This is a genomic window from Hymenobacter armeniacus (assembly GCF_014699055.1).
GTDB lineage: Bacteria > Bacteroidota > Bacteroidia > Cytophagales > Hymenobacteraceae > Hymenobacter > Hymenobacter armeniacus.
Genome location: NZ_JACXAC010000006.1, coordinates 1 through 25,060, shown reverse-complemented (window position 1 = coordinate 25,060; position 25,060 = coordinate 1). Strand labels below are relative to the sequence as shown.

The following is a 25,060-nucleotide window of genomic DNA, read 5'->3' as shown; positions in this document are numbered from 1 at the left end:
TTGAAAAATAGCTGTTGAACGGCGCGGGTGCCGAGACGCAAATATGCGTCTCTACCTCCAACCACCGAGCTGCCTACATATACCGCCCGGGCACCAAGTAGTTCTGCACGTAGTCCCGAATGCCGTCTTCCAGACGAGTAAACGGCTGGTCGTAGCCGATGCTTTTGAGCTTGCTCATGTCGGCTTCGGTGAAGTACTGGTACTTGTCGCGAATGTCCTCGGGCGTGTCTTTGAACTGGATATCGGCCGTGCGGCCCAGCGCCTGGAAGGTGTTGAGGGCTAAGTCGAGGAAAGTGCGGGCCTGGCCGCTGCCGAGGTTGTAGATGCCGGAGTGCGTGCGGTGGTGCAGCAGGAAATAGCACACTTCCACCACGTCCTTCACGTACACAAAGTCGCGCATCTGCCCGCCGTCGGTGTAGTCGGGGTGGTGCGACTTGAACAGCATCATCGAGCCCGTTTGCTGAATCTGGTGGAAGGCGTGGAATATCACCGAGGCCATGCGGCCCTTGTGAAATTCGTTGGGCCCGTACACGTTGAAAAACTTGAGGCCGGCCCAGAAATAGGGTTTTTCGGGCTGGGCCAGGGCCCAGTTGTCGAAGTCGTTTTTCGAGTCGCCGTAGGGATTGAGCGGGCGGTAGAGCGGAAACAGCGCCTCGTCGGTGTCGGTGTAGCCCAGGGTGCCGTCGCCGTAGGTGGCGGCCGAGGAGGCGTACACCAGCGGCAGGTTGTATTGCACGCAGGCCTGCCACATCTGCTTGGAATAGTTCAGGTTCAGCACGTCGAACACGGCCGGGTCCATCTCGGTGGTGTCGGTGCGGGCGCCGAGGTGAAAGACGAACTCCACCTGCTCGTGGTGGGCGTCGAGCCATTCGAAGAAGGTCTCGCGGTCCACGTACTCGCGCAGCTTTTTGCCCTGGATGTTGGGCAGCTTTTTTTCAACCGAGAAATTATCCACCGCCACCACGTCGTTGAAATTGGCGGCGTTGAGGCGGGCGACTAGGCAGCTGGCAATAAAGCCGGCCGCGCCGGTGACTACTATCATAAGGTTCGGGCTTGGGGACGGAGCAAAGGTAAACCGACGCGCCGGGTAGCGCCGCTACCTTTGCCGCATGCGTTTCCTGCTCCTGCTTTTACCGCTGGCCTGGCTGGCGAGTTGCCAATCTGATTCCCGGCCGGCCGGTCCCGTGGCCGTGCGCGACGGCCTGGGCCGCGCCCTGAGCCTGCCCGCGCACCCGCGGCGCGTGCTGGCCCTGGCCCCCAGCATGACCGAAATGCTCTACGCCGTGGCCGACACGGCCACCGTCGTGGCCCGCTGCCCGCAGGACAATTACCCCGCCGCCGTGCTCCGGAAGCCCGTCGTCAACAACTACCCGCTGGACCTGGAGCGACTCGTCACGCTGAAGCCGGAAGTGGTGTTCACCGTCGAAGGCATTACGTCCGTCGACGACGCCAAGCGGCTGCAGGAGCTGGGCATTCCGGTCTATTACATGCGTTTTCGCAAGGTGGAGGACGTATTTACGGGCCTGGAGGAGCTGGGCCGCCTGCTGGGCCGTCCGGCCCAAGGGCACCGCGTGGCCGACTCGCTGCGGCGGGAGCTGAAGACGCTCGTTACCGCTCCTGCCCCCTCCCGGCCCCGCACCCCGCCCCGCGTGCTGGCCATCACCTGGCAAGACCCTATCTATTGCTACGGCCAGAATACGCTCTTCACCGACGAAATCCGGCTGGCCGGGGGCCAAAACGCCCTCACCGAAACCTTCCCGCAGCCCTACCCGGCCCTGACGCGCGAGTACATTCTTAAACTCAACCCCGACGTGTTGCTGGGCGGGCGCTTCCGGCAGCTCGACAGCACGTTTTTTGGGCGCTACCCGGAGCTGCGCCGCATGGAGGCCTATCGCACCCACCGCGTGTTCCCCATCACCGGCAACCTGATGGAACGCCCGGGGCCGCGCGTGGTAGAGTCGGTGCGGGAGCTGCAAACGCTGATACGAATTCCGCCGGCTCTTTCCTCCATCAAAGGCCCCCGCTGATGCCCGCCCGCCATCCGCTTCTGTGGCTGATAATCAGCCTGCTCCTCGTGCTGGTGCTGGTGGTGCTGGGCCTGCGCGTGGGCAGCTACGCCACGTCCTACGGCTTCATCCTGAAGACCTTCCATCACTACGACCCCACCGACCCCGCCCAGCTGGTGCTGGTGCAACTGCGGCTGCCGCGCCTGCTGCTGGCCCTGTTGGCCGGCGCCAGCCTGGCCGTGAGCGGCTACCTGCTCCAAACGCTAGTAACGAACCCCTTGGCCGACCCTTACTTGCTGGGCACGGCGTCGGGGGCTTCGCTGGGGGCCATTGCCAGCTATGTGCTGGTGCCGTCGCTCACGCTGGCGGGCGTGTACCTGCCGCCGGTGGCCGCGTTGGTGGGGGCCTTGGGGGCCACGCTGCTGGTGGTGGCGCTGGGCACGCGGCGGGGACGCATTTTGCCGGCGCCGCTGCTGCTGGCGGGCGTGGCGGTAGGTGCCTTGGCCTCGGCGGCGGGCAGCCTGCTCACGTTCTTGGCTTCGCCCGAGGGCAGCTTGCGCAGCGTGGTGTTTTGGGCGTTTGGCAGCTTTGAGCGGGCCGGTTGGAGCGTGCTGCCGTACCCGGCGGCAGCGCTGGTCCTCAGCCTGTTCGTGCTGGCTTTTCTGCAGAAAGACCTGAACCTGCTGCTGCTGGGGGAGGAGCGGGCGGCCGCCCTGGGCCTGCCGGTGGCGCGGCGGCGCTGGCTGCTGGTGGGGCTGGCGGCCGGCCTCACGGGGGGCGTGGTGGCGCTGTGCGGGCCGGTGGGCTTCGTGGGCCTGCTGGTGCCGCACCTCACGCGGGGCCTGCTGGGTGCCACGGGGCGCTACAATCTGCTGTTTTGTGCGGTGCTGGGCGGCGGCTTTCTGCTGGCCTGCGACCTGTTGGCGCGGCTGCTCTACCCGCCGGCCGGGCTGCCCGTGGGCCTCGTCACGGCCCTGTTCGGGGTACCCTTCTTCGTATATTTGCTGCGGAAAACCACGTAGTTGTCAGTTGTTAGTTGTCAGTTGTTAGGAGGGTGTTGCCTCCTATTAAGACTAACAACCGGCAACTAACAACTGACAACTAGAATGATATACATCAGCCGCCAGGAACATTTCAACGCCGCCCACAAGCTCTACAACCCCAAGTGGAGCGAGGAGCGCAACCGCGAGGTGTTCGGCCCCTGCGCCAACACCAACTGGCACGGCCACAACTACGACCTCATCGTGACGGTGAAGGGCGAGCCCGACCCCGAAACCGGCTTCGTGGTCGATTTGAAGGCCCTTTCCGACCTGCTGCGCACGCACATTACCGACCAAGTCGACCACAAAAACCTCAACCTCGACGTGCCTTTCATGGCCGGCCAGATGGCCAGCACCGAGAACCTGGCCATTGCCTTTTGGCAAATCATTGAGCGCGAGCTGCCCGCCATCACCCAAGCCCGCCTGCACTGCGTTAAACTCTACGAAACGCCGCGCAACTTCGTGGAATATTACGGCGGCTAGCCATCAGCGAACAGTTATCAGTTATCAGTTGACAGTTAGCAGTTGTCCGGAGCCGCTTCGCTTCGGATAAGCACAACGGAGACGATAACGACAAACTGCTCACTGATACCTACTAACTGATAACTGTTTTAATGAAATACTACTTGATAGCCGGCGAACGGTCGGGCGATTTTCACGCCGCTCACCTCATGCGCGAGCTGCGCCTGCAGGACGCAGACGCGCAGTTCCGCTTCTGGGGCGGCGACATGATGGAGGCCGAGGGCGGCGAGCTGGTGCGCCATTACAAAGAGCTGGCCATCATGGGCTTTGTGGAAGCGGCCACCAGCGTCCTCAAATTTCGCGGCTACCTCAAGCAGTGCCAGCAGGACATCCTCGCCTTTAAGCCCGACGTGCTGATTCTGGTGGATTACGCCGGCTTCAACCTACGCATGGCTCGCTTTGCCAAAGAGCACGGCATCAAGGTGTTCTACTACATCTCGCCCAAAATCTGGGCCTGGAACCAGGGCCGCGTCGAGAAGGTGAAGGCCTACGTGGACAAGATGTTTGCCATCCTGCCGTTTGAGCGGGAGTTCTACGCCAAGTTTGGCTACGAAATCGACTACACCGGCAACCCCACCGCCGACGCCGTGGCCGAGTTTCAGCCCACCACCGACTTCTACGAGCGCAACCGCCTCGACCCGGAACGGCCCATCATTGCGGTGCTGCCGGGCTCGCGCAAGCAAGAAATCGAGGAGATGCTGCACGAGATGATTGCCATCTTGCCCGGCTTTCAGGAGTACCAGTTTGTGGTGGCCGGCGTCACCAACCTCGACCCGAATTATTATAAGCACTTCCACCGCAACGGCATCCGCTTTGTGTTCGACCAAACCTTCGACCTGCTGGCCCATGCCAAAGCAGCGCTGGTTACGAGCGGCACGGCCACGCTGGAAACCGCCCTGTTTGGCGTGCCCCAAATTGTGTGCTACCGCACCAGCCTGCTGAGCTATACCATTGGCAAGATGGTGATTAAGGTGCCCTACATTTCGCTGGTCAACCTCATTGCCGGGCGCGAAGTGGTGAAGGAGCTGATTCAGGGCAACTTCAACGCCCGCAACCTGCTCGATGAGCTGCGCACGATGCTCACCGATGCCGACTACAAGGCCCGCATCAAGGCCGGCTACGCCGACATTCGGGAGAAGCTGGGCCAGCAGCAGGCCGCCCGCAAAACGGCCGAGCTGATGGTGAAATACCTCAAAGCCGCTTAGCGCTGCGGCCCGTCGGGGCCGCCGTGTGAGCGGGCTTATCCAACGCCGCGCCTCGGAGCTTGCTTCGGGGCGCGGCGTTTTTGTGGGCGGCGGGAGCGCCCGGAGCAGCAGCCGATTCAAAGCGCTTATTGGTCGATTTGGCCCCGCCCAACCTCGGCCACGGGCTATATTTGTCACTTCCACCCCATTCCGTTGATGTAGAATGAAGCACCGTTACCAGCCCCGGCCGGCCACCCCACAGTCACCCGCTCGCTCGTCGGCCCGCAAGGGCGCGGCGCGCGTGGGCCGGCTGCTGCTCGCGCTGTTGGGCCTCTCGGCGGCCGCCCAGGCCCAGCAACTCGATTCGCCGTTTTTCCGGGCCGATGCCGAAGCCAAAGCGGCCGCGGCCGCTTCGCCGCTGTCGGCGGCTTTGTTTCATGCCCAGCCGCTGACGCTGGACGTGGCCGGCCTGCGCACCGCCCTGGCCACCGCGCCCTCCGAAACGCAGGCCGGCGCTGCCCCGCTGGTGCTGGCGCTGCCGCTGCCCAACGGCCGCCTGGGCCGCTTTGCCGTGCGCAACGCGCCCGTGATGGTGCCCGACTTGGCCGCGCACTTCCCCGACATCGCCACTTACGCCGGCGTGGGCCTCGACGACCCGGCCGCCACCGTGCGCCTCGACCTGACGCCCGCCGGCTTCCACGCCCAGGTGCTCACCGGCAACGGCAACAGCTTTTACATCGACCCCGTGAGCCGCACCGATGCGCGGCATTACCTCGGATTTTATAAGAAAGACATGAACCGCGCCGCGGCCGGTTCGGCTCTGGTGTGCGCCTTCGACCCCAAAAAGGACGGTGCCAAGGCCAAAGCGGCCCGCTCGGTGGCCACCATTGCCCAGCGCACGGCCAGTGTGCTCTCGAGCGGCCCGCAGCTGCGCACCTACCGCCTGGCCCTGGCCTGCACCCCGGAGTATGCCGCGACCAAAGGCAACACCGTGGCCGGTGTAATGGCCGGCGAAGTCACCACCGTGAACCGCGTGGTGGGCGTGTACGAGAAAGAATTGGCCGTGCGCATGGTGCTCGTTGCCAACAATAACCAGCTGATTTTTCTGAACGGCGGCACCGCGCCGCCCGTGCCCTACACCAACAACAACGGCGGCCTGATGCTGGACCAGAACAAGACCAACATCAACGCCATCATCGGGGTGAACAACTACGACATTGGCCACGTGGTGAGCACCGGTGGGGGCGGCGTGGCCTACCTGGGCGTGGTGTGCGACAACGCCGACAAGGCGCGCGGCGTGACGGGCTCGCCCAGCCCCGTGGGCGACGCCTTCGACATCGACTACGTGGCCCACGAGATGGGCCACCAGTTTGGCGGCAACCACACCTTCAACAACGACAACGCGGGCAGCTGCGACGGCAACCGCAACGCCGGCACGGCCTACGAGCCGGGCTCGGGCTCCACCATCATGGCCTACGCGGGCATCTGCGGCTCAGCTAATAACCTGCAGCCGAACTCGGACGCCATTTTTCATACGGCCAATTACCAGGAGATGCGCGCCTTCATCGACGGCACCACCTGCAGCGTGAACGCGGCCACCGGCAACACCGCCCCCGTGGTGACGGCCGTGCCCGCCAGCGGCAAGGTGCTGCCCATCGGCACGCCCTTTAAGCTCACGGCCAGTGCCACCGATGCCGAAAACGACGTGTTGACCTACATGTGGGAAGAGCTGGACCTGGGCCCTTCGGGCTCGCCCAATGCCGCCCAGGTGCCCGGCCAGACCATTCCGCTGTTTCGCTCCTTCGTGCCCAGCACCGACCCCACGCGCTACTTCCCGCGCCTGCCCAGCCTCCTGAACAACGCCACGGTGATAGGCGAGCGCCTGCCCACCGTGACGCGCCCGCTCAACTTCCGGGTGACCGTGCGCGACCAGCACAGCGGCCCGGTGGGCGTCATTGGCGGCGTGAACTATAGCAGCACCGTCAGCCTGAGCAGCAGCGCCGCGGCCGGCCCCTTCGTGGTGCAGTATCCCAACACGGCCGTGACCTGGACCGGCGGCGCCGCCCAAACCGTGACTTGGGACGTGGCCGGCACCAACCTGGCCCCGGTGAGTTGCGCCGTGGTCAACATTCGCCTCAGCCTCGACGGCGGCCTGACTTACCCCACGGTGCTGGCCCAAAACGTGCCCAATAACGGCTCGGCCGTGGTGGTGGCGCCCAGCCCCACCACGGCGCAGGCGCAGGCCCGCCTCATGGTGGAGGCCGCCGACAACTACTTCTTCGACATCTCGGACACCAACTTTACCATTTCGCCCCCCGCGGTGGGGCCCACCATCACCAGCTTCACGCCCACGGGCGGCCTGGCGGGCACGGTGGTCACGGTGCTGGGCTCCAATTTCACGGGCGCCACGGCCGTGGCCTTCAACGGGACGCCGGCGGCCAGCTTCACGGTGGTGTCGGCCACGCAGCTCACGGCCACGGTGGCGGCGGGCACCACCACGGGCCCCCTCGCCGTGACGGCGCCCACGGGCACGGGCACCTCGGCCACGCCGTTTGTGGTGGGCGCGCCGCCCACCATCACCAGCTTCACGCCCACTAGCGGCACCGTTGGCACGCCGGTGGTCATCACGGGTACTAACTTCACGGGCGCCACGGAGGTGCGTTTCAACAACGTAGCGGCCGTGGCGTTCACCGTAAACTCGGCCACGCAAATTACGGCCACGGTACCGACGGGTGCCACCACGGGCCCCCTCGCCGTGACCACGCCGGTGAACACGGCCGTTTCGGCCAGCCCGTTCACGGTCATTCTGCCGCCCACCATCACCTCGTTCTCGCCGTCGGCGGGACAGCCGGGCACGGTGGTGGTGGTCACGGGCACCGGCTTCACGGGTGCCACGCAGGTCACGTTCAACGGCACCGTGGCGCCGGTATTCACCGTGAACTCGGCCACCCAGATTACGGTGACGGTGCCCGCCGGTGCCACCACCGGCCCCGTGGCCATCACGGCCACGGGCGGCACGGGCACGTCGTCGTTCAACTTCAACGTGCAGCCCGCCAACGACGCCTGCGCTAGCGCCATTGCCCTCACTTGTGGCCAGACGGTGACCGGCACCACCGTAAACGCGAGTGACGTAGGCGACCCCACCGGCACCTGCGTGGAAGACATTGACGCGGGCGGCGTGTTCTACACCATTGTGGGCACGGGCACCAACATCACCGTGTCGACCTGCAACGCCGGTACCGACTTCGATACCAAGCTGTTTGTGTACGAAGGGGCTTGCGGCGCTTACGTGTGCGTGGCCGGCAACGACGACGGCCCGAACTGCAACCTCAACGGGGGCGTGTCGTCGGAGCTCACCTTTACGGCGGCTACGGGCACCACGTACCGCATTTTCGTGACCGGCTTCAACGGCGATGAAGGCACGTTTGTGCTGAGCGCCATCTGTTCTGCGCCGGCGCCCACCATCGCGCAGCTCTCGCCCAATAGCGGCTCGGTGGGCACCACCGTCACCATCACCGGCACCGATTTCACGGGCGCCACGGCGGTGCGTTTCAACGGCCTGCGGGCCACCTACACCGTGAACTCGGCCACCCAGATTACGGCCACGGTGCCCACCGGCGCCACCACCGGCGACGTGTTTGTGGCCACGCCCAACGGCGTCAGCAACGGCAGCCTCTTCACCGTAACGGCCATTTCGGCCACGGCCAATGCCAGCAAGAGCGAGTTCAGCGTGTGGCCCAACCCCATTGCGGCCAAAGGCACCTTGCACCTCACGCTGGCCTTGCCCGCCAAGTCGGCCAGCCTCACGCTGCGCAACGTGCTGGGCCAGCTCGTGAGCACCCGCACGTTCAGCGGCAGCACCGCTGAGCTGTCCACGGCCGGCCTGGCCGCCGGCACCTACCTGCTCACCGTGCACACGGAAGGCCGCGCGCCCAGCGTGCAGCGCTTGGTGGTGGAATAATGTCAAGTAAGAAGTAAAAATGCCCGCCTGAATCGTCAGGCGGGCATTTTTACTTCTTAATTGTTAATTCAACTAAGCCGCCCGCATGTGGCGCAGCGTCGACTTCTCGAACTTGCTGCGGCAATAGCTCAGGTTGATTTGCAGCTTGTCGGCGCCTTCTTCGGAGGGCATCTCGAACATGGCGTCGGTCATGATGCTCTCGCAGATGGAGCGCAGGCCGCGCGCGCCGAGGCGGTACTCATCGGCTTTTTCCACGATGTATTCCAGCGCGTCTTCGGTGAAGTCGAGCTCGATGTTTTCCATGCCGAACAGGCGCTTGTACTGGCGCACGAGCGAGTTTTTGGGCTCGGTCAGAATCATGCGCAGCGTGGTGCGGTCCAGGGGGTTGAGGTGGGTGAGCACGGGCAGGCGGCCGATGAGCTCGGGGATGAGGCCGAAGCTCTTGATGTCCTGGGCCGACACGTAGCGCAGGAAATTCTCGGTGTCTACCTGCTCTTCTAGGTTAGTCTTGGCAAAGCCCAGCGGCTTGGTGTTCAGGCGGCTCTTGATGATGCGGTCGAGGCCCGAGAAGGCGCCGCCGCAGATGAAGAGGATGTTCTCGGTGTTCACCGAAATCATCTTTTGCTCGGGGTGCTTGCGCCCGCCCTGGGGCGGCACGTTGATGTTGGTGCCCTCCAGGAGCTTCAGCAACGCCTGCTGCACGCCTTCGCCGCTCACGTCGCGCGTGATGCTGGGGTTGTCGCTCTTGCGGGCAATCTTGTCGATTTCGTCGATGTACACGATGCCGCGCTCTGCGGCTTCGAGGTTGTAATCAGCGGCTTGCAGCAGGCGGGTGAGGATGCTTTCCACGTCTTCGCCCACGTAGCCGGCCTCCGTCAGCACGGTGGCGTCGGCAATGCAGAAGGGCACTTGCAGAATCTTGGCCAGCATGCGGGCCAGGAAAGTTTTGCCGGTGCCGGTTTCGCCCACCATGATGATGTTGGACTTCTCAATCTGCACCTCGTCCTCGCTGGGCTTCTGCATCAGGCGCTTGTAGTGGTTGTACACGGCCACGCTCATCACGCGCTTGGCTTCGTCCTGGCCCACCACGTACTGGTCGAGGTGGTCCTTGATGGCTTTGGGCTTGATGAGGTTGAACTTGGGCTGCTTGCTGGCGTCCTGGGCCTTGGCCTCCTCGTCGAGGATGTGCTGGGCCTGGCCCACGCATTTCTCGCAGATGTGGGCGTTGATGCCCGAAATCATGACGGCGACTTCGCGCTTGCTCTTATTGCAAAAGGAACAGGATATTTCGGCCACGGAAAGAGGTATAGAAGGGTGTAGAGAGCAAGTTTTTGGACAAGCGGGCTCAAAGGTACGACATGCCCAACGCCTTCGACGAGAAAAATGGTGCCCTTGCGGAAAGACTAAGATAGTGCGCTCTGTAGATATTTTGTAGTTTTAAAGCCTGAGGCATCAGCGCAAGCAGGTTGCGTTGCAGGCAATTATCAGGTGGTCGAACCCCGGTTCGCTATGTTGAGCAGACGATTAAGGACGCCTTTTTTTCGCCAAAGGTGGCACGGCCTGCTGGCCGTGCTACGGTTGTGCTTAGGGCTGCTGGGCGCCTGCCTGCTCGCGGGCCCGCCGGCCGCCCAGGGCCAAACGCTGCCCTCGCGCCGCTTCGGCCTGAGCGAAGGCCTGCCCGAAACCAGCGTGAGCGACCTGGCCCAGGACGGCCAGGGCCGGCTCTGGCTGGTGTCGGAAGTGGGCGCCGCCTGGTACGACGGCCACGAGTTTCATTCCCTCACCACCCGCTCGGGCCTGCCCAACACCCGCGTCACCACCCTGGCCGCCGACCCCGGCCCCGGCGCCAACTTGTGGCTGGGCATGCGCGACGGCTCCATTTGCTACTACAACGCGGCCACGGGCCGGGCCCGGCGCATCACGCCGCGCCGCGCGCAGGGCCGTTTTGCCCAGGTGCTCACCCTGCTGCCCCAAGGCACCGGCACCAGCCGCCGCCTGTGGGTGGGCACGGCCGGGGGGGCCCTCTACTGCCTGCGCTGGCCCGATGCGCCCATGCCCGGCGACAGCCTGGCCATGCCCGTTGCCCAACAGGTGCAGGCCCGCGCCGGCTCCGACGACAAGCCCAAGGCCGTGAGTGCCCTGCTGCCCGCCCCGGCCGGTGGCCTGTGGGTGGGCTCCGACGAAGGCCTGCGCCTGCTCGACGCCGCCACCGGCCAGCCGCGCCCGCTGCCGGCCGCCCTGCCCGAAGAGCTCCGCACCGGGGCCGTGGTGGGCCTGAGCGCCGCCCCCGACGGCCGCCTGTGGTGCAGCACGCCCACGGCGGGCCTGTTTGTGCTCGACCCGCCCGCGGCGGGCGGGCGGGTGCGGCGCTACACCGCCGCCCAGGGCCTGTGCTCCGACCGCGTGCTGCGCGTGGTGGCCGAGCCCGGCCGCGCGGGCCGCGTGTGGGCCCTCACCGGCAACGGCCTGTGCTACCTGCCCACGCCCACTGCCTCGGCGGCCCGCTGCTTGCCCGGCACCGGCCTGATTTCGCACAGCTACCGCCGCGGCGACCTGCTGCTCGACCGCGAAGGCAACCTGTGGTCCACGTCGGCCAACGGCCTGACTCAATACCTGCCCGATGCCCGGTTTGCGTTGTTTGACGCGGCCGACGGCCTGCCGGGTACCAAAGTGTATGCCTTGGCGCCGGCCCAGGGCGCGCCCGGCAGCTACTGGGTAGGCACCAACGACGGCTTGGCTTTATTCAGCCCGGGGGCCGCGGGCGGCACGCGCTGCCAGGTGCTGCCCCGCCGCGAGCCCGACCTGCACAACATTGTGCGGGCGGTGCTGCCCCGCGCCAACGGCGACGTGTGGGTGGGCACCATTCAGGGAGGCTCGGCGGTGTGGGAGGCCGGCAACCGCCGCTGGCGCTTGCTCAGTCCGGAGATTCCGGCCCTGGCCGAAACCACGGTGGCCAGCATGGTGGAGGATGCCCACGGCCGCATCTGGCTGGCCACCGAAACCAACGGCCTCGTCATCTACGACCCCGCCACGGCCCGCATCGAGCAATACGTGGGCCCGGCGCTGGCCGGGGCTCGCCGCGTGATGAAAGTGCTGCGCAGCCGCGCCGGCACCATGTGGCTGGGCACCGAAAACGCGGGCCTGCTGCAGGCCGAAGAAACGCCGCGGCCCGGCGGCGCGCCCGGCTTGCGCTTCCGGATGGTGGCGCCCCGGCCGGCCGGGGCCGAGCCGCTGTCCATTTTTTCCATCAGCGAAAACCAGCGGGGGGCGTTGTGGATGAGCAGCTTCGGCGAAGGCATCTTCACCTACGACCCCGCCCACGCGGCCCGCGGCCTGCGCCGGGTGCCCCTGCGCGAAGAGCCCGGCGCCCACCTCGACAACCCGTATTTTGTGCAGTGCGACGCCCGCGGCGACGTGTGGCTGGGCACCACCCGCGGCCTGCTGCGCTACGAGCCCGGCCCCGGCCGCCAAACTTTTTTTGGCCGCGAAGAGGGCTTTATGGGCCAGGAAACCGGCATCAACGCCGTACTGGCCGAGCCCAACGGGACGCTCTGGGCCGGCACCGTGGCGGGCCTGATGCGCTACACGCCCGCCGGGGCCCGCCCCAACCGCGTGGCGCCCTACCCGCGCCTCACGGGCCTGCGCCTGTTCCGGCGCGACACGGCCCTGCGGCCCGGCGCCAGCCTGCCCCATTTCCTCAATCACCTCACCTTCGACTACAGCGCCAATAGCCTCACCAACCCCGGCCGCGTGCGCTATCAGTACCGCCTGCGGGGATTTGACGACGACTGGACCCGGCCCCTGGCCGCCCGCTCGGCTGCCTATACCAACCTCCCCCCCGGCGACTACCGCTTCGAGCTGCGCGCCGCCAACGAGGCCGGCGTGTGGAGCCCCGTGGCGGCCACGTATTCGTTCAGCATCCGGCCGCCGTGGTGGCGCACGTGGTGGGCCTATGCGCTGTACGCCCTGGGCTTTGGCCTGACCATTTATTGGGTGCGGGCCTACACGCGCCGCCGCGAGCGGGAGCGGGCCGACCGCCAACTGGAACGCCAGGCCCTGGAGCACCTGCAGGAGATGGACCGGGTGAAAAACGATTTCTTTACCGACATCAGCCACGAGTTCCGCACGCCGCTCACCCTCATTCTGGGGCCCGCCGAAACCCTGGCCGCCGAAGCGCCCGACCTCACCACTCGCCACATGGGCAACCTGGTGCTGCGCAACGCCCGCAAGCTGCTGACCCTCATCAACCAGGTGCTTGATTTGAGTAAGCTCGAAGCCGGCGCCCTCCGCCTGCAGCCCACGCCCGGCGATGCCGCTGCTGCCGTACGGCACTTAGTGGCCTCGTTTGACTCTCTGGCCGAAAGCCGCCGCATTGCCCTGCATTGCGAAGCCCCAGCCACGGCCGTACCGCTGGTGTTCGACGCCGCCAAGCTGGAAGAAATAGTGACCAACCTGCTGGCCAACGCGCTGCGGTTCACGCCCGCGGGCGGCACCGTCACCGTCAGCGTGGCCGAGCTGCCGGCCACGGCCGCCGCGCCGGCGGGCCGTGTCACGATTGCCGTGCGCGACACCGGCCCCGGCATTGCCGCCGCCGACCTGCCGTTTCTGTTCGACCGGTACTACCAGGCCCACAGCGTGCCCGGCAAGCCGCGCACCGGCACGGGCATCGGGCTGGCGCTGGTGCGCGAGCTCACGGTGCTGCACGGCGGCACCGTGGCCGTGGCCAGCGAACCGGGGGTGGGCGCTACGTTCACGGTGGAGCTGCCGCGCGGGCTGCGCTCGGTTGCCGAAACACCGCCGCCATCTGCCGCCCCCGCGCCCGCGACGCCGGCGGCTGGGGCCGAGGACGATGCAAGCCCGGCCGAATTGGCACTGCCCCATGCGCCGCTGGTGCTCATCATCGAAGACAACGAGGAGGTGCGCAGCTTTGTGCACGACGCGCTGGCCCCGGACGGCTACCGCCTGCTGCTGGCCGCCGACGGCACTTCTGGTCTGGACCGGGCCCGGACCGAAGTGCCCGACGTGGTGGTGAGCGACGTGATGATGCCCGGCCTGGACGGCTACCAGGTGTGCGCCGCTCTCAAAACCGACCCCGCCACCAGCCACATTCCCGTCATCCTGCTCACCGCCAAATCGGGCCCCGCCGACAAGCTCGAAGGCCTCGAAACCGGAGCCGACAGCTTCCTGGCCAAGCCTTTTAACCCGCGCGAGCTACGGGCGCAGGTGCGCAACCTGCTGGTGCTGGGCCAGCGCGTGCGCGCCCGCTTCGGGGCCGAACATGCCCCGCCGGCCCTGGCCGATGGCGAGCCGGCCAGCCGCCTGGCGGCCCACGCCGAAGCCGTGGCCGGCCTGCCTTCTCTTGACCAGGAATTTCTCCGGCGCGTCAACGAGTCGGTGCTCGCGCACCTGAGCGACGAAACCTTTGGCGTTGATGAACTCGGGGCCGACATCGGCATGAGCCGCACCCAGGTGCACCGCAAGCTGAAGGCCCTCACCGGACAGTCGCCGGGCGAGTGCATTCGGAGCGCGCGCCTCTACCGGGCCCTGGCCCTGCTGCAGGCCCAGGTGGGCACGGTGGCCGAAGTGGCGTACCAGGTTGGCTTTGGGAGTCCGGCGGCGTTTTCCACGGCGTTTTCGCGGCAGTTTGGCTACCCGCCCAGCGCCACGGTGCGCCACCACAAAGCCGGCCGCAGCGAAGCCTGACTCCCACCGCCCGCATGGCCAGAGTGCAACCCTTTGCCGGCCGGAGCGCGCAACCGCTACGGGTAAATGCGCGGTGAGGTGGCGCGCCCAAGGTCGCTTTGCTACAAACGCCAATGCATTTGCAACCGACGCGAAAGCCGCGCAACAAGCAAAAACGCATTGGCAACGGGAACGAATTGCAGAACGGAACGCAGGCAGTTGTTTTGGCTATCTGCCATCGCCCCGATTTCCTGTCTGCCACGCTTCATGAAAAAATGCTACCCGCAACCCTGCCCTGCCCGCCTCAAGTCCCGGGGCGGGCCGCGGGTATCGCCCCGTTGTTCTGCCCAGCCTGCCGCCCTCTTCGTCCACGTCATCTTCAACGGTTTGATAGTATGGTCACGAACTTGCCCGCGCGCCGCTTGGAGCCCGCCGATTTGAGTTGGGCCACGGCCTTTCTGGAGTCGGCCTGCGCCGAGAACCCTGTACTGAACTACTGCTGCACCGGCCCGGATGCCAATGAGCAGCGCCTCTGGCTGCTGGAACAGGTGCTGCGCTTCGGCCTGCGCTACGGCCGCGTGTACACCAACGCCGAAGGCAACGCCCTGGCCGTGTGGATTGGGCCCGAACATCCGGCGGCTACGCTGCGGCGCTTCCTGCGCACCGCCCTGCTGCCGGCCGCGCTCTGGCGCTTGGAATGGGCCGGATTTCAGCGGCTGCGGCATTTCTTGGTGGCCACCACGTGGCTGCGGCGCCACAGTTTCACGGCTCGTCAGCAACACTACCTGTTGGCCCTGGCCGTGCGCCCCGCCGACCGGGGCCGGGGCTTGGGCCAGCGCCTGCTGCGCGTGACGCTGGCCGCCATGCAGGCCGCCCACAGGCCCTGCTATCTCGACACGCAGCAACCCACGCTGTTGGGCTTTTTTCAACGGCTCGGGTTTCGGCTGATGGGGGAGTGCGCCACCGGCCAGACTCCCGACGCCCCCATCAACTGGGGCCTGGTGCGCGAAGGCCACGCCTGAAATCTCTCTGCACATCCCACGCCGCTGCTACCATTCACACCTGGAACATTCTTCACGCTATTCTCACCACGCACTCATGGAACCTCACGTACCTCATCTGCAATTAGTTTTCCTGTCGTCCACCGTTACGTCGGCCTGGTCCACCGGGTGGTCTTTCACCGCCACCACGACCCCGGAGCCGCGTCCAGCTGCCGCCAACGTCATTCCCGCGCGCATGCGGCTGGCCGTAATCACTGCGTAGCAAACGGTTGTCGTCCGGCACACCCACTCACTACAACTTAGCGGAACTGGCTGCGCTGAATGTCTGCTGGCTAAGGTGTTCTAAATGCTGTCCATTCATGCTGCCACTGCTACCCGCTGCATCTCGAATGACCTGATGTAACGGGTTGGAGTCTGTGCTCTGGCGTTATTGGCGGCACTAGCCGCGGTTTGCACGTGCTCAGCCTGTTGCCCAATAGCCGCGGTAGCACGTGGGTGGCACGCTGGGCGAAGGCGTCCGCCGCTACAGCCGCTGGGAAACCTATGGCGGCACCGTGGAAGTAAGCAGTAGCCTCAGCCAGGGCGCTTGCTGTGTGGTGTGCCTGCTCAAGGTCGTGCTAGCGGCTGAAGCAGCAGGGCCAGCAAAGCAATGGCTAGCACCCCAGTTGCGCTTGCTGACCCGGTGCTGCTCAATGCTCCGCCCTGCGCATTTGCTGCGATAGGCTGCAGACAAACCTGACTCAAAATCGGGCTCATCGCTAAGCTTTAAATGCCTGAGCTAACGCACTGCTCATTTACAAGTGCACAAAAAAGCCATTACTGATTCAGTAATGGCTTTTTTGTGTCTAAGCGAATTTGTTAAATCCGAGAAAGCTGATAGTTAAGCTTTCTTCTTCTCCAGCACTTCGTCAATCAGGCCGTATTCTTTGGCCTCGTCGGCGCGCATCCAGTAGTCGCGGTCCGAGTTGTCGTGAATTTCCTGGTAGGTTTTGCCGGTGTGCTGCGCCAGAATGTCATACAGTTCTTTCTTCAGCTTCAGGATTTCACGGGCCGTGATTTCGATGTCCGACGATTGACCCTGCGCACCACCCGAGGGCTGGTGAATCATCACGCGGGCGTGGGGGAGGGCCGAGCGTTTGTTAGCGGCACCGCCTGCCAGCAACACGGCGCCCATCGAAGCGGCCAAACCCGTGCAAATCGTGGCCACATCGGGGTTCACGTACTGCATGGTGTCGTAGATGCCGAGGCCGGCGTACACCGAGCCACCGGGCGAGTTGATGTAGAGCAGAATGTCTTTCTTGGCATCGGCCGACTCCAGGAACAGCATTTGGGCCGTCAGGATGTTGGCGATGTAGTCGTCCACGGCCGTGCCCAAGAACACAATCCGGTCCATGATGAGGCGCGAAAACACGTCGATTTCGGCAAAGCGCGTGGGGCGCTCCTCAATTACCGAGCGGGTCATGCCCGTGGGCAGGATAAGGCCGCCGCGGGTCTGGCCTTCCACGTGTTGGATGTACTGGTCAACACCCAGCCCGCTGAGGCCCTGGTGCTTAACGGCAAACTTGCGAAACTCTTGTTTATTCAGCATTTGAAGGAATTGAGGCGCCCGCCGAAGCTGGCACGGGTGAGGTTAGAAAGACGAGCGAAGTAAAGGAATGTTGTCGGAACCCCAACAAAAAAGCCCCTACGTCTCCGTAAGAGCTTTTTGAAAAAGCGGGCCGCGCAGGGTTTAGCTGTGCAGGGTCCGGAATTCTTCGGCCGTTACGGGCTTGTCCGTAACAACAACTTTGCCGCGCAGGTTTTCGAGCACTTTCTCTGCCAGAATGGCCTCGTACTCGTTCACGAAGTTCTTGCCGTTCTCCTGCTTCAGGTACTGGTCGGCGTAGCTGCGCATCGATTCGCGCATCTCGTCGGGCATGTTCGGCATGTTGAACTGGCCCATGATTTTGTCGAGGGTGCGGTTCACGATTTCGTCGTTGCTCACCTTCAGGCCGGCTTCTTCCACCACCTTGTTGCGAATCATGCTCCACTTCAGCTCCTTCTCGTAGTCGGTGTAGTGCTGCTCCACCAGTTCGGGCGTCAGTTTGCCCTCGTTGGCGCGCACCAGCCACTTCTTGAAGAACTCCGTGGGGATTTTGATGTCCACGGTGTTCACCAGCTGCTCCACGATGCTGTTGTTCAGGGCGCCTTCGGCCTCGCGGTCGTAGTTCGACTGAATGGTTTCGCGCACTTTGGCGTCGAACTCTTCCTGGCTCGAAACAGCCTCCGGGCCAAATACTTTGTCGAACAGCTCCTGGTTGAATTCCGGAGCCGCCGTGCGGTTCACCTTCTCCACGTTGAACGCGTAGTCGCCGGTGGCGTCCGTGGCCTCGGTCTTGCTCAGGCCCGAGAAGTTCGAAATCGAAGCCGCGTCGTTGTTGAAGGCCTTTTGCAGGTCGAACGTAATCACGTCGCCGCCTTTCTTGCCAATGAATTGCACCTGCTGGTCGGCGGCCACTTTGTTGATGGGCAGCAGCACGGTGCGGCCGTCGCCTTCCTCGTCGGCCTTCTTCAGCTTGCCGAAGAGGTAGTCGCCGGCTTCCGAAACCTCGGGGTTGGTGGTTTCGCCGTACTGTCGGGCAATCTGCTCGTTGGTCTGGGCCAGCGTGTCGTCGTCGATGGTCACCTTGTGCAGCTCGGCGGTCAGGCTTTCGGGCAGGGTGAAGTCGGGCAGCAGGCCCAGCTCAAACTGGAAATCGAAGTCTTTGTCGGTGTCGAAATCCACGTTGCTGGCCACGGGCAGGGGCTCGCCCAGCAGCTTGATGTTGTTCTCCTTAATATAGGAGTCCACGGCCTTGCCCAGCATTTTGTTGATTTCCTCGGCCAGAATGCCTTTCCCGTACATTTTGCGCACCATGCCCACGGGCACCATGCCGGGGCGGAAGCCCTTCACCTGGGCGCGCTTGGTGTACTCCTTGATTTGCTTGTCGACGGTGGGCGCGTAGTCGGCTTCGGTCAGGTGCACGGTCAGCAGCCCGGTCAGCTGCTCGTCGTTCTTGTCGAGGGTAATGTTCAAAACAGGGGAGCCGGCTTCCGCTGGCCAGGTTGAGTGGTTGAAAAAAAAGCCTCCAGCCTATGCGACTGAAGGCCGTATCAGAAAAAAGTGCGGATAGAGGGACTCGAACCCACACGCCTTGCGGCACCAGATCCTAAGTCTGGCACGTCTACCAATTTCGCCATATCCGCATATGGTGCCGCACGCCGACTGCTACGGGCCCGCAAAGGTACTCGGGAAAATCCTTGTGCGCAAAGCGCGGGTATAAGTAGGCCGTGGTGTCTTGTGAAGCCACCTTTTCTGCGCGTGCGTTGTTACTTTACCTATTATGCCTCCCGTTATCTCTCCCGAAGCTGAGCGCCAGGAAATCCTGCGCCATTACCGCCGCCTGCTGCGCACGGCCAAGCCGTACCTGAAGGACGGCGACCCAAAGCTGATTAAAAAGGCGTTTAATCAGAGCCTTGAGGCGCATAAGGAAATGCGTCGCAAGTCCGGCGAGCCATATATTCTGCACCCGCTGGCGGTGGCCCAGATTGCGGTGGAGGAAATTGGATTGGGAACCACGAGCATTGTGGCGGCGCTGCTGCACGACGTGGTGGAGGACACGCCCACGGAAATTTCGGACATCGAGCGCGAGTTTGGCACCAAGGTGGCCCGGATTATTGATGGGCTCACGAAGATTTCGGGCGTGTTTGAGTACGGCACGAGCGAGCAGGCCGAGAACTTCCGCAAGATGCTGCTCACGCTGAGCGAGGACGTGCGCGTGATTCTCATCAAGATTGCCGACCGCCTGCACAACATGCGGACGCTGGACTCGATGCCGCGCCACAAGCAGCTGAAAATTGCCTCGGAAACATTGTATCTGTACGCGCCGCTGGCGCACCGGCTGGGACTCTATACTATAAAGAGTGAGCTGGAGGATTTATATCTCAAGTTCACGGATACGGAGACGTACAACGACATCAAGTCGAAGGTGCGGCAGAGCCAGGCGGCGCGCAACCGCTTCATTAAGGAGTTTGTGCAGCCGATTGATGATGAACTGAAGGCGCAGGGCTTTGAGTATGAAATCAAGGGGCGCCCGAAAAGCATCTATTCCATCCTGAAGAAGATGAAGAAGCAGAACATCACCTTCGATGAGGTGTATGACCTGTTTGCCATTCGGGTGATTCTGGACGTGCCGCCGGAGCAGGAAAAAGCGGCTTGCTGGCAGGTATATTCTATTGTGACGGATTTCTACCAGCCCAATCCCGACCGCCTGCGCGACTGGGTTTCGACGCCGAAAGCCAACGGCTACGAGAGCCTGCACACCACCGTCATGTCGCGCGCGGGCCAATGGGTGGAGGTGCAAATACGCTCGCGCCGTATGGATGACATTGCCGAAAAGGGCTACGCCGCGCACTGGAAATACAAGGACACGGGCAGCATTCAGCCCGAAAGCTCGCTGGAAGGCTGGGTGAACAAAGTGCGCGAGATGTTGGAATCGAATAACTCGAGCGCGCTGGAATTCATGGATGAGTTCCGGCAGAACCTGTTCGTGAAGGAAGTATATGCCTTCACGCCCAAGGGCAAGCTGGTTATTCTGCCGGATAAGGCCACGGCGCTGGATTTTGCCTTCGACATCCACTCCCAAATCGGCCTGCACTGCCTCGGCGCCAAGGTGAACCAGAAGCTGGAGCCGCTGAGCTACCAGCTGCACAACGGCGACCAAGTCGAAATCTTGACTTCGCACAAGCAGCGGCCCACGCCGGAATGGCTCAACTACGTCATCACGACCAAGGCCCGCTCCAAAATCAAGGATTTTCTGCGCGACGACAAGCGCGCCAAAGCCGAAGATGGCCGTTTCCTGCTCGAAAAACGGATGGAAAACATCGGCGTGCCTTTCACGCAGGAAAACTTCAATCGTTTGTTGGCTTATTTCAACGTGGCCACGGCGCAGGAATTCTACTACCGCCTCGCCATCGGCCAGGTCGACGGCCGCACCATTCGGGAATCGTTGTTCACTTCGGACAAGCCGGTTCCTTCCGTGCTCGAACCTAAAACTTTCGACAACGAGGTCCAGAAAATTCGCGGCGTGCGGCCCGACATGCTGGTAGTAGGGGAGCACACCGACAAGTTCAATTACAGCATTGCGCGCTGCTGCAATCCCATTCCCGGCGACGACGTGTTCGGCTTCGAAACCGACCAGGGCCTCATCATTCACCGCACCAGCTGCCCGCGCGCCGTCGATTTGATGTCGAACTACGGCAACCGCATCGTGCGCGCCAAGTGGACCGACCAACTGGAACTGGCTTTCCTGGCCGGTATCCGCCTCAAAGGTTCCGACCGCGTGGGCCTCGTCAACGACGTGACGCGCATTATCAGCACCAGTCTCAAGGTTAACATGCGCTCCATCACCATCAACGCCGACGACGGCATTTTCGAGGGCCAGATTATGGTGTTCGTCAACGACACCGACCACCTCAACAAGCTCATTCAGCGCCTGCGCAAGGTCAACGGCGTGCTGCAGGTTGAGCGATTCGATTCGCAGCACGCATGAGTTCGGCCGCACCCATCGTTTGCCACGGCACCGGCGTCAACGAGCGCACCCAATGCGCTCATTGGCATTCGGAGCGCGACATCATTGCCATTAAGTTCAAGTGCTGCGATGAATTCTACGCCTGCTTCGACTGCCACCTCGAAACTGCGGGCCATGCCCTCGCGGTATGGCCCGCCGCTGAGTTTCAGGCCGAGGCCATCTACTGCGGCAATTGCAAAAACACCCTCAGCATCGAACGTTACCTAAGCTGTGGCAACCGCTGTCCGCACTGCCAAGCTGCCTTCAATCCCGGTTGCGCCCGGCATTATCCGCTTTATTTTGAGCCGGTAGAACCTAAAACCCTCCTTGGCGCTTAACAAGCGTAGGTTTTTCTGCCCGTCAACTACACTCCTTATATAGTGCGCACTCCCGAAACAGTTTCGCCCCTTCCTCACGCACCCGAAACTCGGGCCGCCGAAGGGCAGGGGCCCGGCGGCTCTTCCGAAACCGGCTACGCCGCCAAGCACACGCCCAGCGCCGCCTCCGAAGCCACGCTCAACACCGACAAGCTCGACGAAGTCCGCAAGCTCTTTACGGCCCACCTCGAAAACAAAGGCCTGCGCAAAACCGGCGAGCGCTACGCCATACTAGAAGAAATCTATGCCCGCTCCGGCCACTTCGACGTCGATGAGCTCTACGCCGGCATGAAGGAGCGCGGCCTGCAAGTGAGCCGTGCCACCGTTTACAATACCTTAGATTTGCTCGTCGAGCAAGGCCTTGTCAGCAAGCACCAGTTCGGCCGCAACCTGGCCCAGTATGAAAAGAGCTATGGCTACCGCCAGCACGACCACGTCATCTGCACCGAATGCCATAAAGTGGTGGAATTCTGCGACCCACGCATTCACGGTATCCAGACGATGGTCGGCGAGCTTCTGAACTTCCATATCTTGCACCATTCTTTAAATCTTTACGGCATCTGCGGCGACTGTCGCGCCCAGGCCGCCGCCCGTTCTTCCGCATCCGCTCCATCCGCATGACCACCACCAGCTCCGTTCAAAACGGCATCCTGTTCGTTCGCCTCACCGGCGACCTTATTGGCAGCCCCGATACCGACCAACTCCTGCAGTCCGTCAACACCCACCTCGGCGAAGAGCTCAACCAATGTGCCGTCGACCTTTCCGAAATCCGCTACATCAATAGTACGGGCATCGGCGTCCTCGTTTCGCTCCTCACCAAGTTCCGCAGCCGCGGCGGCGAAATGGTCCTCATCAACCCCGCCGACCACCCCAAGAAAATGCTGGCAATCACGAAGCTGAACAACATCTTCACCGTTTCGCCCGACGAAGCCACCGCCCGCCAACTCCTAACCCCGGCCGCCAATTAGGCGGCCATTTTTTTGCTTAATCGGTTCGAAAATGTCATTCTGAATGCCGCGAAAGACTTTCTGACAGCCGAGCAGTTTGCCGTAAATCAACTCCAATAACCCCCTTTTTAATAATAGACTTCCCAAGGCGCCGCCGTTCCATCTGGCTTTCCCTGTTCCAAGGCGAAATGGCCTGGAGGGGAGGCGCCCGTCAGAAGTCGAAACCCAGAACACATGCCAGTAGACGTATTAGTAGGCCTCCAGTGGGGCGATGAAGGCAAAGGCAAAATCGTAGACGTGCTTGCGCCCACCTACGACGCCGTTGCACGCTTTCAAGGCGGCCCCAACGCCGGTCACACCCTGTATTTCGACGGCGTCAAGCACGTCCTGCACCAAGTGCCCAGCGGCATTTTCCATCCGCACATCATCAACGTCGTCGGCAACGGCGTCGTGCTCGACCCGGTCGTCTTCCGCCAGGAGCTTCAAAAACTCACCGACCGCGGCATCGAATGGTCCAAAAACCTTTACATCTCCAAAAAGGCCCAACTCATTCTCCCCTCGCACCGCGCCCTCGACCGCATCAGCGAAGAAGCCCGCGGCAACACCAAAATCGGCAGCACCCTCAAAGGCATCGGCCCAACGTATTCCGACAAAATTGGCCGCGTGGGTCTACGCGTCAGTCACATTCTCCTGCCCGATTTTGAGCAGCGTTATAAAGAGGCCGTCGCCCAGCACGCCGCCATTGCCGCTCATCACAACAAGCAACTCGAAATCGAAGCCCTCGAAGACGACTTCTTCTCTGCCGTCGAATTCCTGCGCACCCTCCAGCTCACCGATACCGAATACCTGCTCAACGACCTCCTCACCCAAGGCAAGCGCATCCTCGCCGAAGGCGCCCAAGGCTCCTTATTGGATATCGACTTCGGTTCTTATCCTTACGTCACCTCTTCCAGTACCATTGCCGCCGGTGCCTGCACCGGCCTAGGCATCGCCCCGCGTCATATTGACAAGGTGTACGGCATCACCAAAGCCTATTGCACCCGCGTCGGCAGCGGTCCATTCCCCACCGAACTCCACGACGAAGTCGGTGAGCAAATCCGCCAGGCCGGCCGCGAATTCGGCTCCACCACCGGGCGCCCCCGCCGCACCGGCTGGATAGACCTGCCCGCCCTCCGCTACGCCATCATGCTCAATGGCGTCACCGAACTTCATCTCATGAAAGCCGACGTCCTCGATGCCTTCGCCGAAATCCAGGCTTGCACCCACTACCGCACCGCCACCGGCGAAAGCACCCCCCAGCTTCCCGACCCCGGCGAGCTCACCACCATCACCCCCGAGTACCAAACCCTCCCCGGCTGGAACACCGACCTCACCCAAATCACCGACGCCACCCAACTCCCCGCCAACCTCACCGCCTACTTAGAATTCCTTGAGAAGGAACTCCAGGTCCCCATCAGCATCATTAGCGTCGGCCCCGACCGCATTAGCACCCTCCATCGCTAACCAGCGAAGGCCTAACCCGAATATTAAGAACGTCAGACCAAGCACAAGAAAGACAACACTACTGAACAAAGCCCTAAGGTCATCGCCGCTCAAATAACCTCGGCAAGTCGACGGTTCTTCCACGTTCCTTTAGTCCCGCATCCCTTTCCAGCTTAAACCTGGCAAGGGAGGCGGGGCTTTTTTTAGCGAAATAGCTCAATTGGATACCTCACAGACACACTCCCGCCTCAAAATCACAAGGCACAAACAATAGGGTAGGGAGGGGTAAAGTCACTTTCCTTCACCGACGCCCCAGTATCCATGAGTGCCTTCATATAACTGTTCTGGCTCCGCCCTATAAGCACTCACGACGCCGCAATCCGCATTTAACCCAAGTTTAGAATCAGCTTCAAACCGCCATTCTAGCTCATCAGTCTAGCAGCAAATCATTTTTTTGCCGCATCAATCAATTACTTACAACTTCAAACCAACTATTTCGTTTAAGTGCCCTTGTCACTCCAGAAAGTCCCTCTACCTTTGCAGTCCCGAAACGTCAAACGGACCAACGGAAACGCCGGAGCATCTGCCCGAGCAACAAATTGAAGGGTAAGGAACGCCTGCGGAAAGAAGTTTGTCTTCCCCACCGTAGTCATTCGCAAGACTTGAAATTTATTTCTCAAATGGCTTGCATTAGCGAAAAAAGCCACCGTACCTTTGCAGCCCGCTTCAACCGGAGGTAGTCAGAGATTGAAAATCGAAACGAGAATAATTAAAAAATTTTCGTCGTAAGATTGGAAAGTCGCAAAAAAGCCTTACCTTTGCACTCCCAAAACGACAAGAGTTTGTAAGAGTCGACCCTAACAGACTGACATACAAATTAAAAGCCGCTTTAATTGAAAGCGGTTAAGTAGCAAGACTGGTTGAAAAACCTTAAATTTTTTGATTAGTAGTTGCCAAATTAAAATAAAGCTTTATCTTTGCAATCCCAAAACGGATTAAGATTTATAAAGAAAAAGCCTGGGTTGAATTAGGACCCGCACTGACGCTTCAAATGGAAGCATCATACGTTCTTTGAATGACGGAAACAGACAAATAGTAAGTGTTGTACTTGTTGCTTCTTCTTCGGAAAAAGGACTGTGCAACAAACCAAGCGAAACAAATTTGACCATAACGTCAAAATGTGAGCAAGGTCAGCACTCGACATCAGCCCGGGTTCGCCTGGGTGTAGACATTTTTACAATGGAGAGTTTGATCTTGGCTCAGGATGAAC

16 protein-coding genes and 1 tRNA gene are annotated in these 25,060 nt (G+C 62.4%); 12 read left to right on the top strand and 5 right to left on the bottom strand.

What is annotated here, in order from left to right; all coding sequences use genetic code 11:
• Window positions 1-73 precede the first annotated feature (73 nt).
• The gene (gene rfaD, locus IC234_RS17590; RefSeq protein WP_190927224.1) at window positions 74-1,042 is read right to left on the bottom strand and encodes an ADP-glyceromanno-heptose 6-epimerase; all 969 of its coding nucleotides are present in this window, start codon (window positions 1,040-1,042) and stop codon (window positions 74-76) included.
• Between the two features lie 67 nt (window positions 1,043-1,109).
• Between rfaD and IC234_RS17585 the strand changes: the two genes are divergently transcribed.
• The 5 genes from IC234_RS17585 (at window position 1,110) to IC234_RS17565 (ending at window position 8,713) form a co-directional block, all read left to right on the top strand.
• Complete coding sequence (locus tag IC234_RS17585; protein ID WP_190927222.1) at window positions 1,110-2,027, top strand: ABC transporter substrate-binding protein; 918 nt, start codon at window positions 1,110-1,112, stop codon at window positions 2,025-2,027.
• Window positions 2,027-3,028, top strand: coding sequence for a FecCD family ABC transporter permease (locus tag IC234_RS17580; RefSeq protein ID WP_190927219.1), 1,002 nt, complete (start codon window positions 2,027-2,029; stop codon window positions 3,026-3,028). Before IC234_RS17585 ends, IC234_RS17580 begins: the two co-directional genes overlap by 1 nt.
• Before the next feature lie 84 nt (window positions 3,029-3,112).
• Window positions 3,113-3,529 carry a 6-pyruvoyl trahydropterin synthase family protein gene (locus tag IC234_RS17575; RefSeq protein ID WP_190927217.1) on the top strand — a complete coding sequence of 139 codons (417 nt, stop codon included), beginning with the start codon at window positions 3,113-3,115 and terminating at the stop codon, window positions 3,527-3,529.
• Window positions 3,530-3,660: 131 nt separating this feature from the next.
• Window positions 3,661-4,773 (top strand): lipid-A-disaccharide synthase, encoded by a 1,113-nt coding sequence (gene lpxB, locus IC234_RS17570; protein ID WP_190927215.1) that lies wholly within the window; start codon window positions 3,661-3,663, stop codon window positions 4,771-4,773.
• Window positions 4,774-4,975: 202 nt separating this feature from the next.
• Window positions 4,976-8,713 (top strand): IPT/TIG domain-containing protein, encoded by a 3,738-nt coding sequence (locus tag IC234_RS17565; RefSeq protein ID WP_190927213.1) that lies wholly within the window; start codon window positions 4,976-4,978, stop codon window positions 8,711-8,713.
• 72 nt (window positions 8,714-8,785) lie between these two features.
• Here IC234_RS17565 and clpX read toward each other — a convergent pair whose 3' ends face one another.
• The gene (gene clpX / locus IC234_RS17560; protein WP_190927210.1) at window positions 8,786-10,009 is read right to left on the bottom strand and encodes an ATP-dependent Clp protease ATP-binding subunit ClpX; all 1,224 of its coding nucleotides are present in this window, start codon (window positions 10,007-10,009) and stop codon (window positions 8,786-8,788) included.
• 273 nt (window positions 10,010-10,282) lie between these two features.
• Here clpX and IC234_RS17555 point away from each other — a divergent pair, with 273 nt between their 5' ends.
• A complete protein-coding gene (locus IC234_RS17555) occupies window positions 10,283-14,416 on the top strand; it encodes an ATP-binding protein (RefSeq protein WP_190927208.1) in 4,134 nt (1,377 codons plus the stop codon).
• Window positions 14,417-14,790: 374 nt separating this feature from the next.
• On the top strand, window positions 14,791-15,417 hold the full coding sequence (locus IC234_RS17550; RefSeq protein ID WP_190927206.1) for a GNAT family N-acetyltransferase: 627 nt from the start codon (window positions 14,791-14,793) through the stop codon (window positions 15,415-15,417).
• 859 nt (window positions 15,418-16,276) lie between these two features.
• Here IC234_RS17550 and IC234_RS17545 read toward each other — a convergent pair.
• The 3 genes from IC234_RS17545 to IC234_RS17535 form a co-directional block, all read right to left on the bottom strand.
• The gene (locus IC234_RS17545; protein ID WP_190927204.1) at window positions 16,277-16,984 is read right to left on the bottom strand and encodes a ClpP family protease; all 708 of its coding nucleotides are present in this window, start codon (window positions 16,982-16,984) and stop codon (window positions 16,277-16,279) included.
• Window positions 16,985-17,125: 141 nt separating this feature from the next.
• Complete coding sequence (gene tig / locus IC234_RS17540; protein WP_190927201.1) at window positions 17,126-18,451, bottom strand: trigger factor; 1,326 nt, start codon at window positions 18,449-18,451, stop codon at window positions 17,126-17,128.
• Between the two features lie 88 nt (window positions 18,452-18,539).
• Window positions 18,540-18,621: transfer RNA gene (locus IC234_RS17535), tRNA-Leu, on the bottom strand.
• Window positions 18,622-18,758: 137 nt separating this feature from the next.
• Here IC234_RS17535 and IC234_RS17530 point away from each other — a divergent pair.
• From IC234_RS17530 to IC234_RS17510, 5 genes are all read left to right on the top strand, one after another.
• Complete coding sequence (locus IC234_RS17530) at window positions 18,759-20,966, top strand: RelA/SpoT family protein (protein WP_190927199.1); 2,208 nt, start codon at window positions 18,759-18,761, stop codon at window positions 20,964-20,966.
• A complete protein-coding gene (locus IC234_RS17525; protein ID WP_190927197.1) occupies window positions 20,963-21,322 on the top strand; it encodes a CHY zinc finger protein in 360 nt (119 codons plus the stop codon). The genes IC234_RS17530 and IC234_RS17525 overlap by 4 nt, the downstream gene beginning before the upstream one ends.
• A 42-nt stretch (window positions 21,323-21,364) precedes the next feature.
• Window positions 21,365-21,982: a Fur family transcriptional regulator gene (locus IC234_RS17520; protein WP_190927195.1), complete on the top strand. Its 618-nt coding sequence runs from the start codon at window positions 21,365-21,367 to the stop codon at window positions 21,980-21,982.
• On the top strand, window positions 21,979-22,329 hold the full coding sequence (locus IC234_RS17515; protein ID WP_190927193.1) for an STAS domain-containing protein: 351 nt from the start codon (window positions 21,979-21,981) through the stop codon (window positions 22,327-22,329). The genes IC234_RS17520 and IC234_RS17515 overlap by 4 nt, the downstream gene beginning before the upstream one ends.
• 213 nt (window positions 22,330-22,542) lie before the next feature.
• Window positions 22,543-23,811 carry an adenylosuccinate synthase gene (locus IC234_RS17510; protein WP_190927191.1) on the top strand — a complete coding sequence of 423 codons (1,269 nt, stop codon included), beginning with the start codon at window positions 22,543-22,545 and terminating at the stop codon, window positions 23,809-23,811.
• The last annotated feature ends 1,249 nt before the right edge of the window (window positions 23,812-25,060 follow it).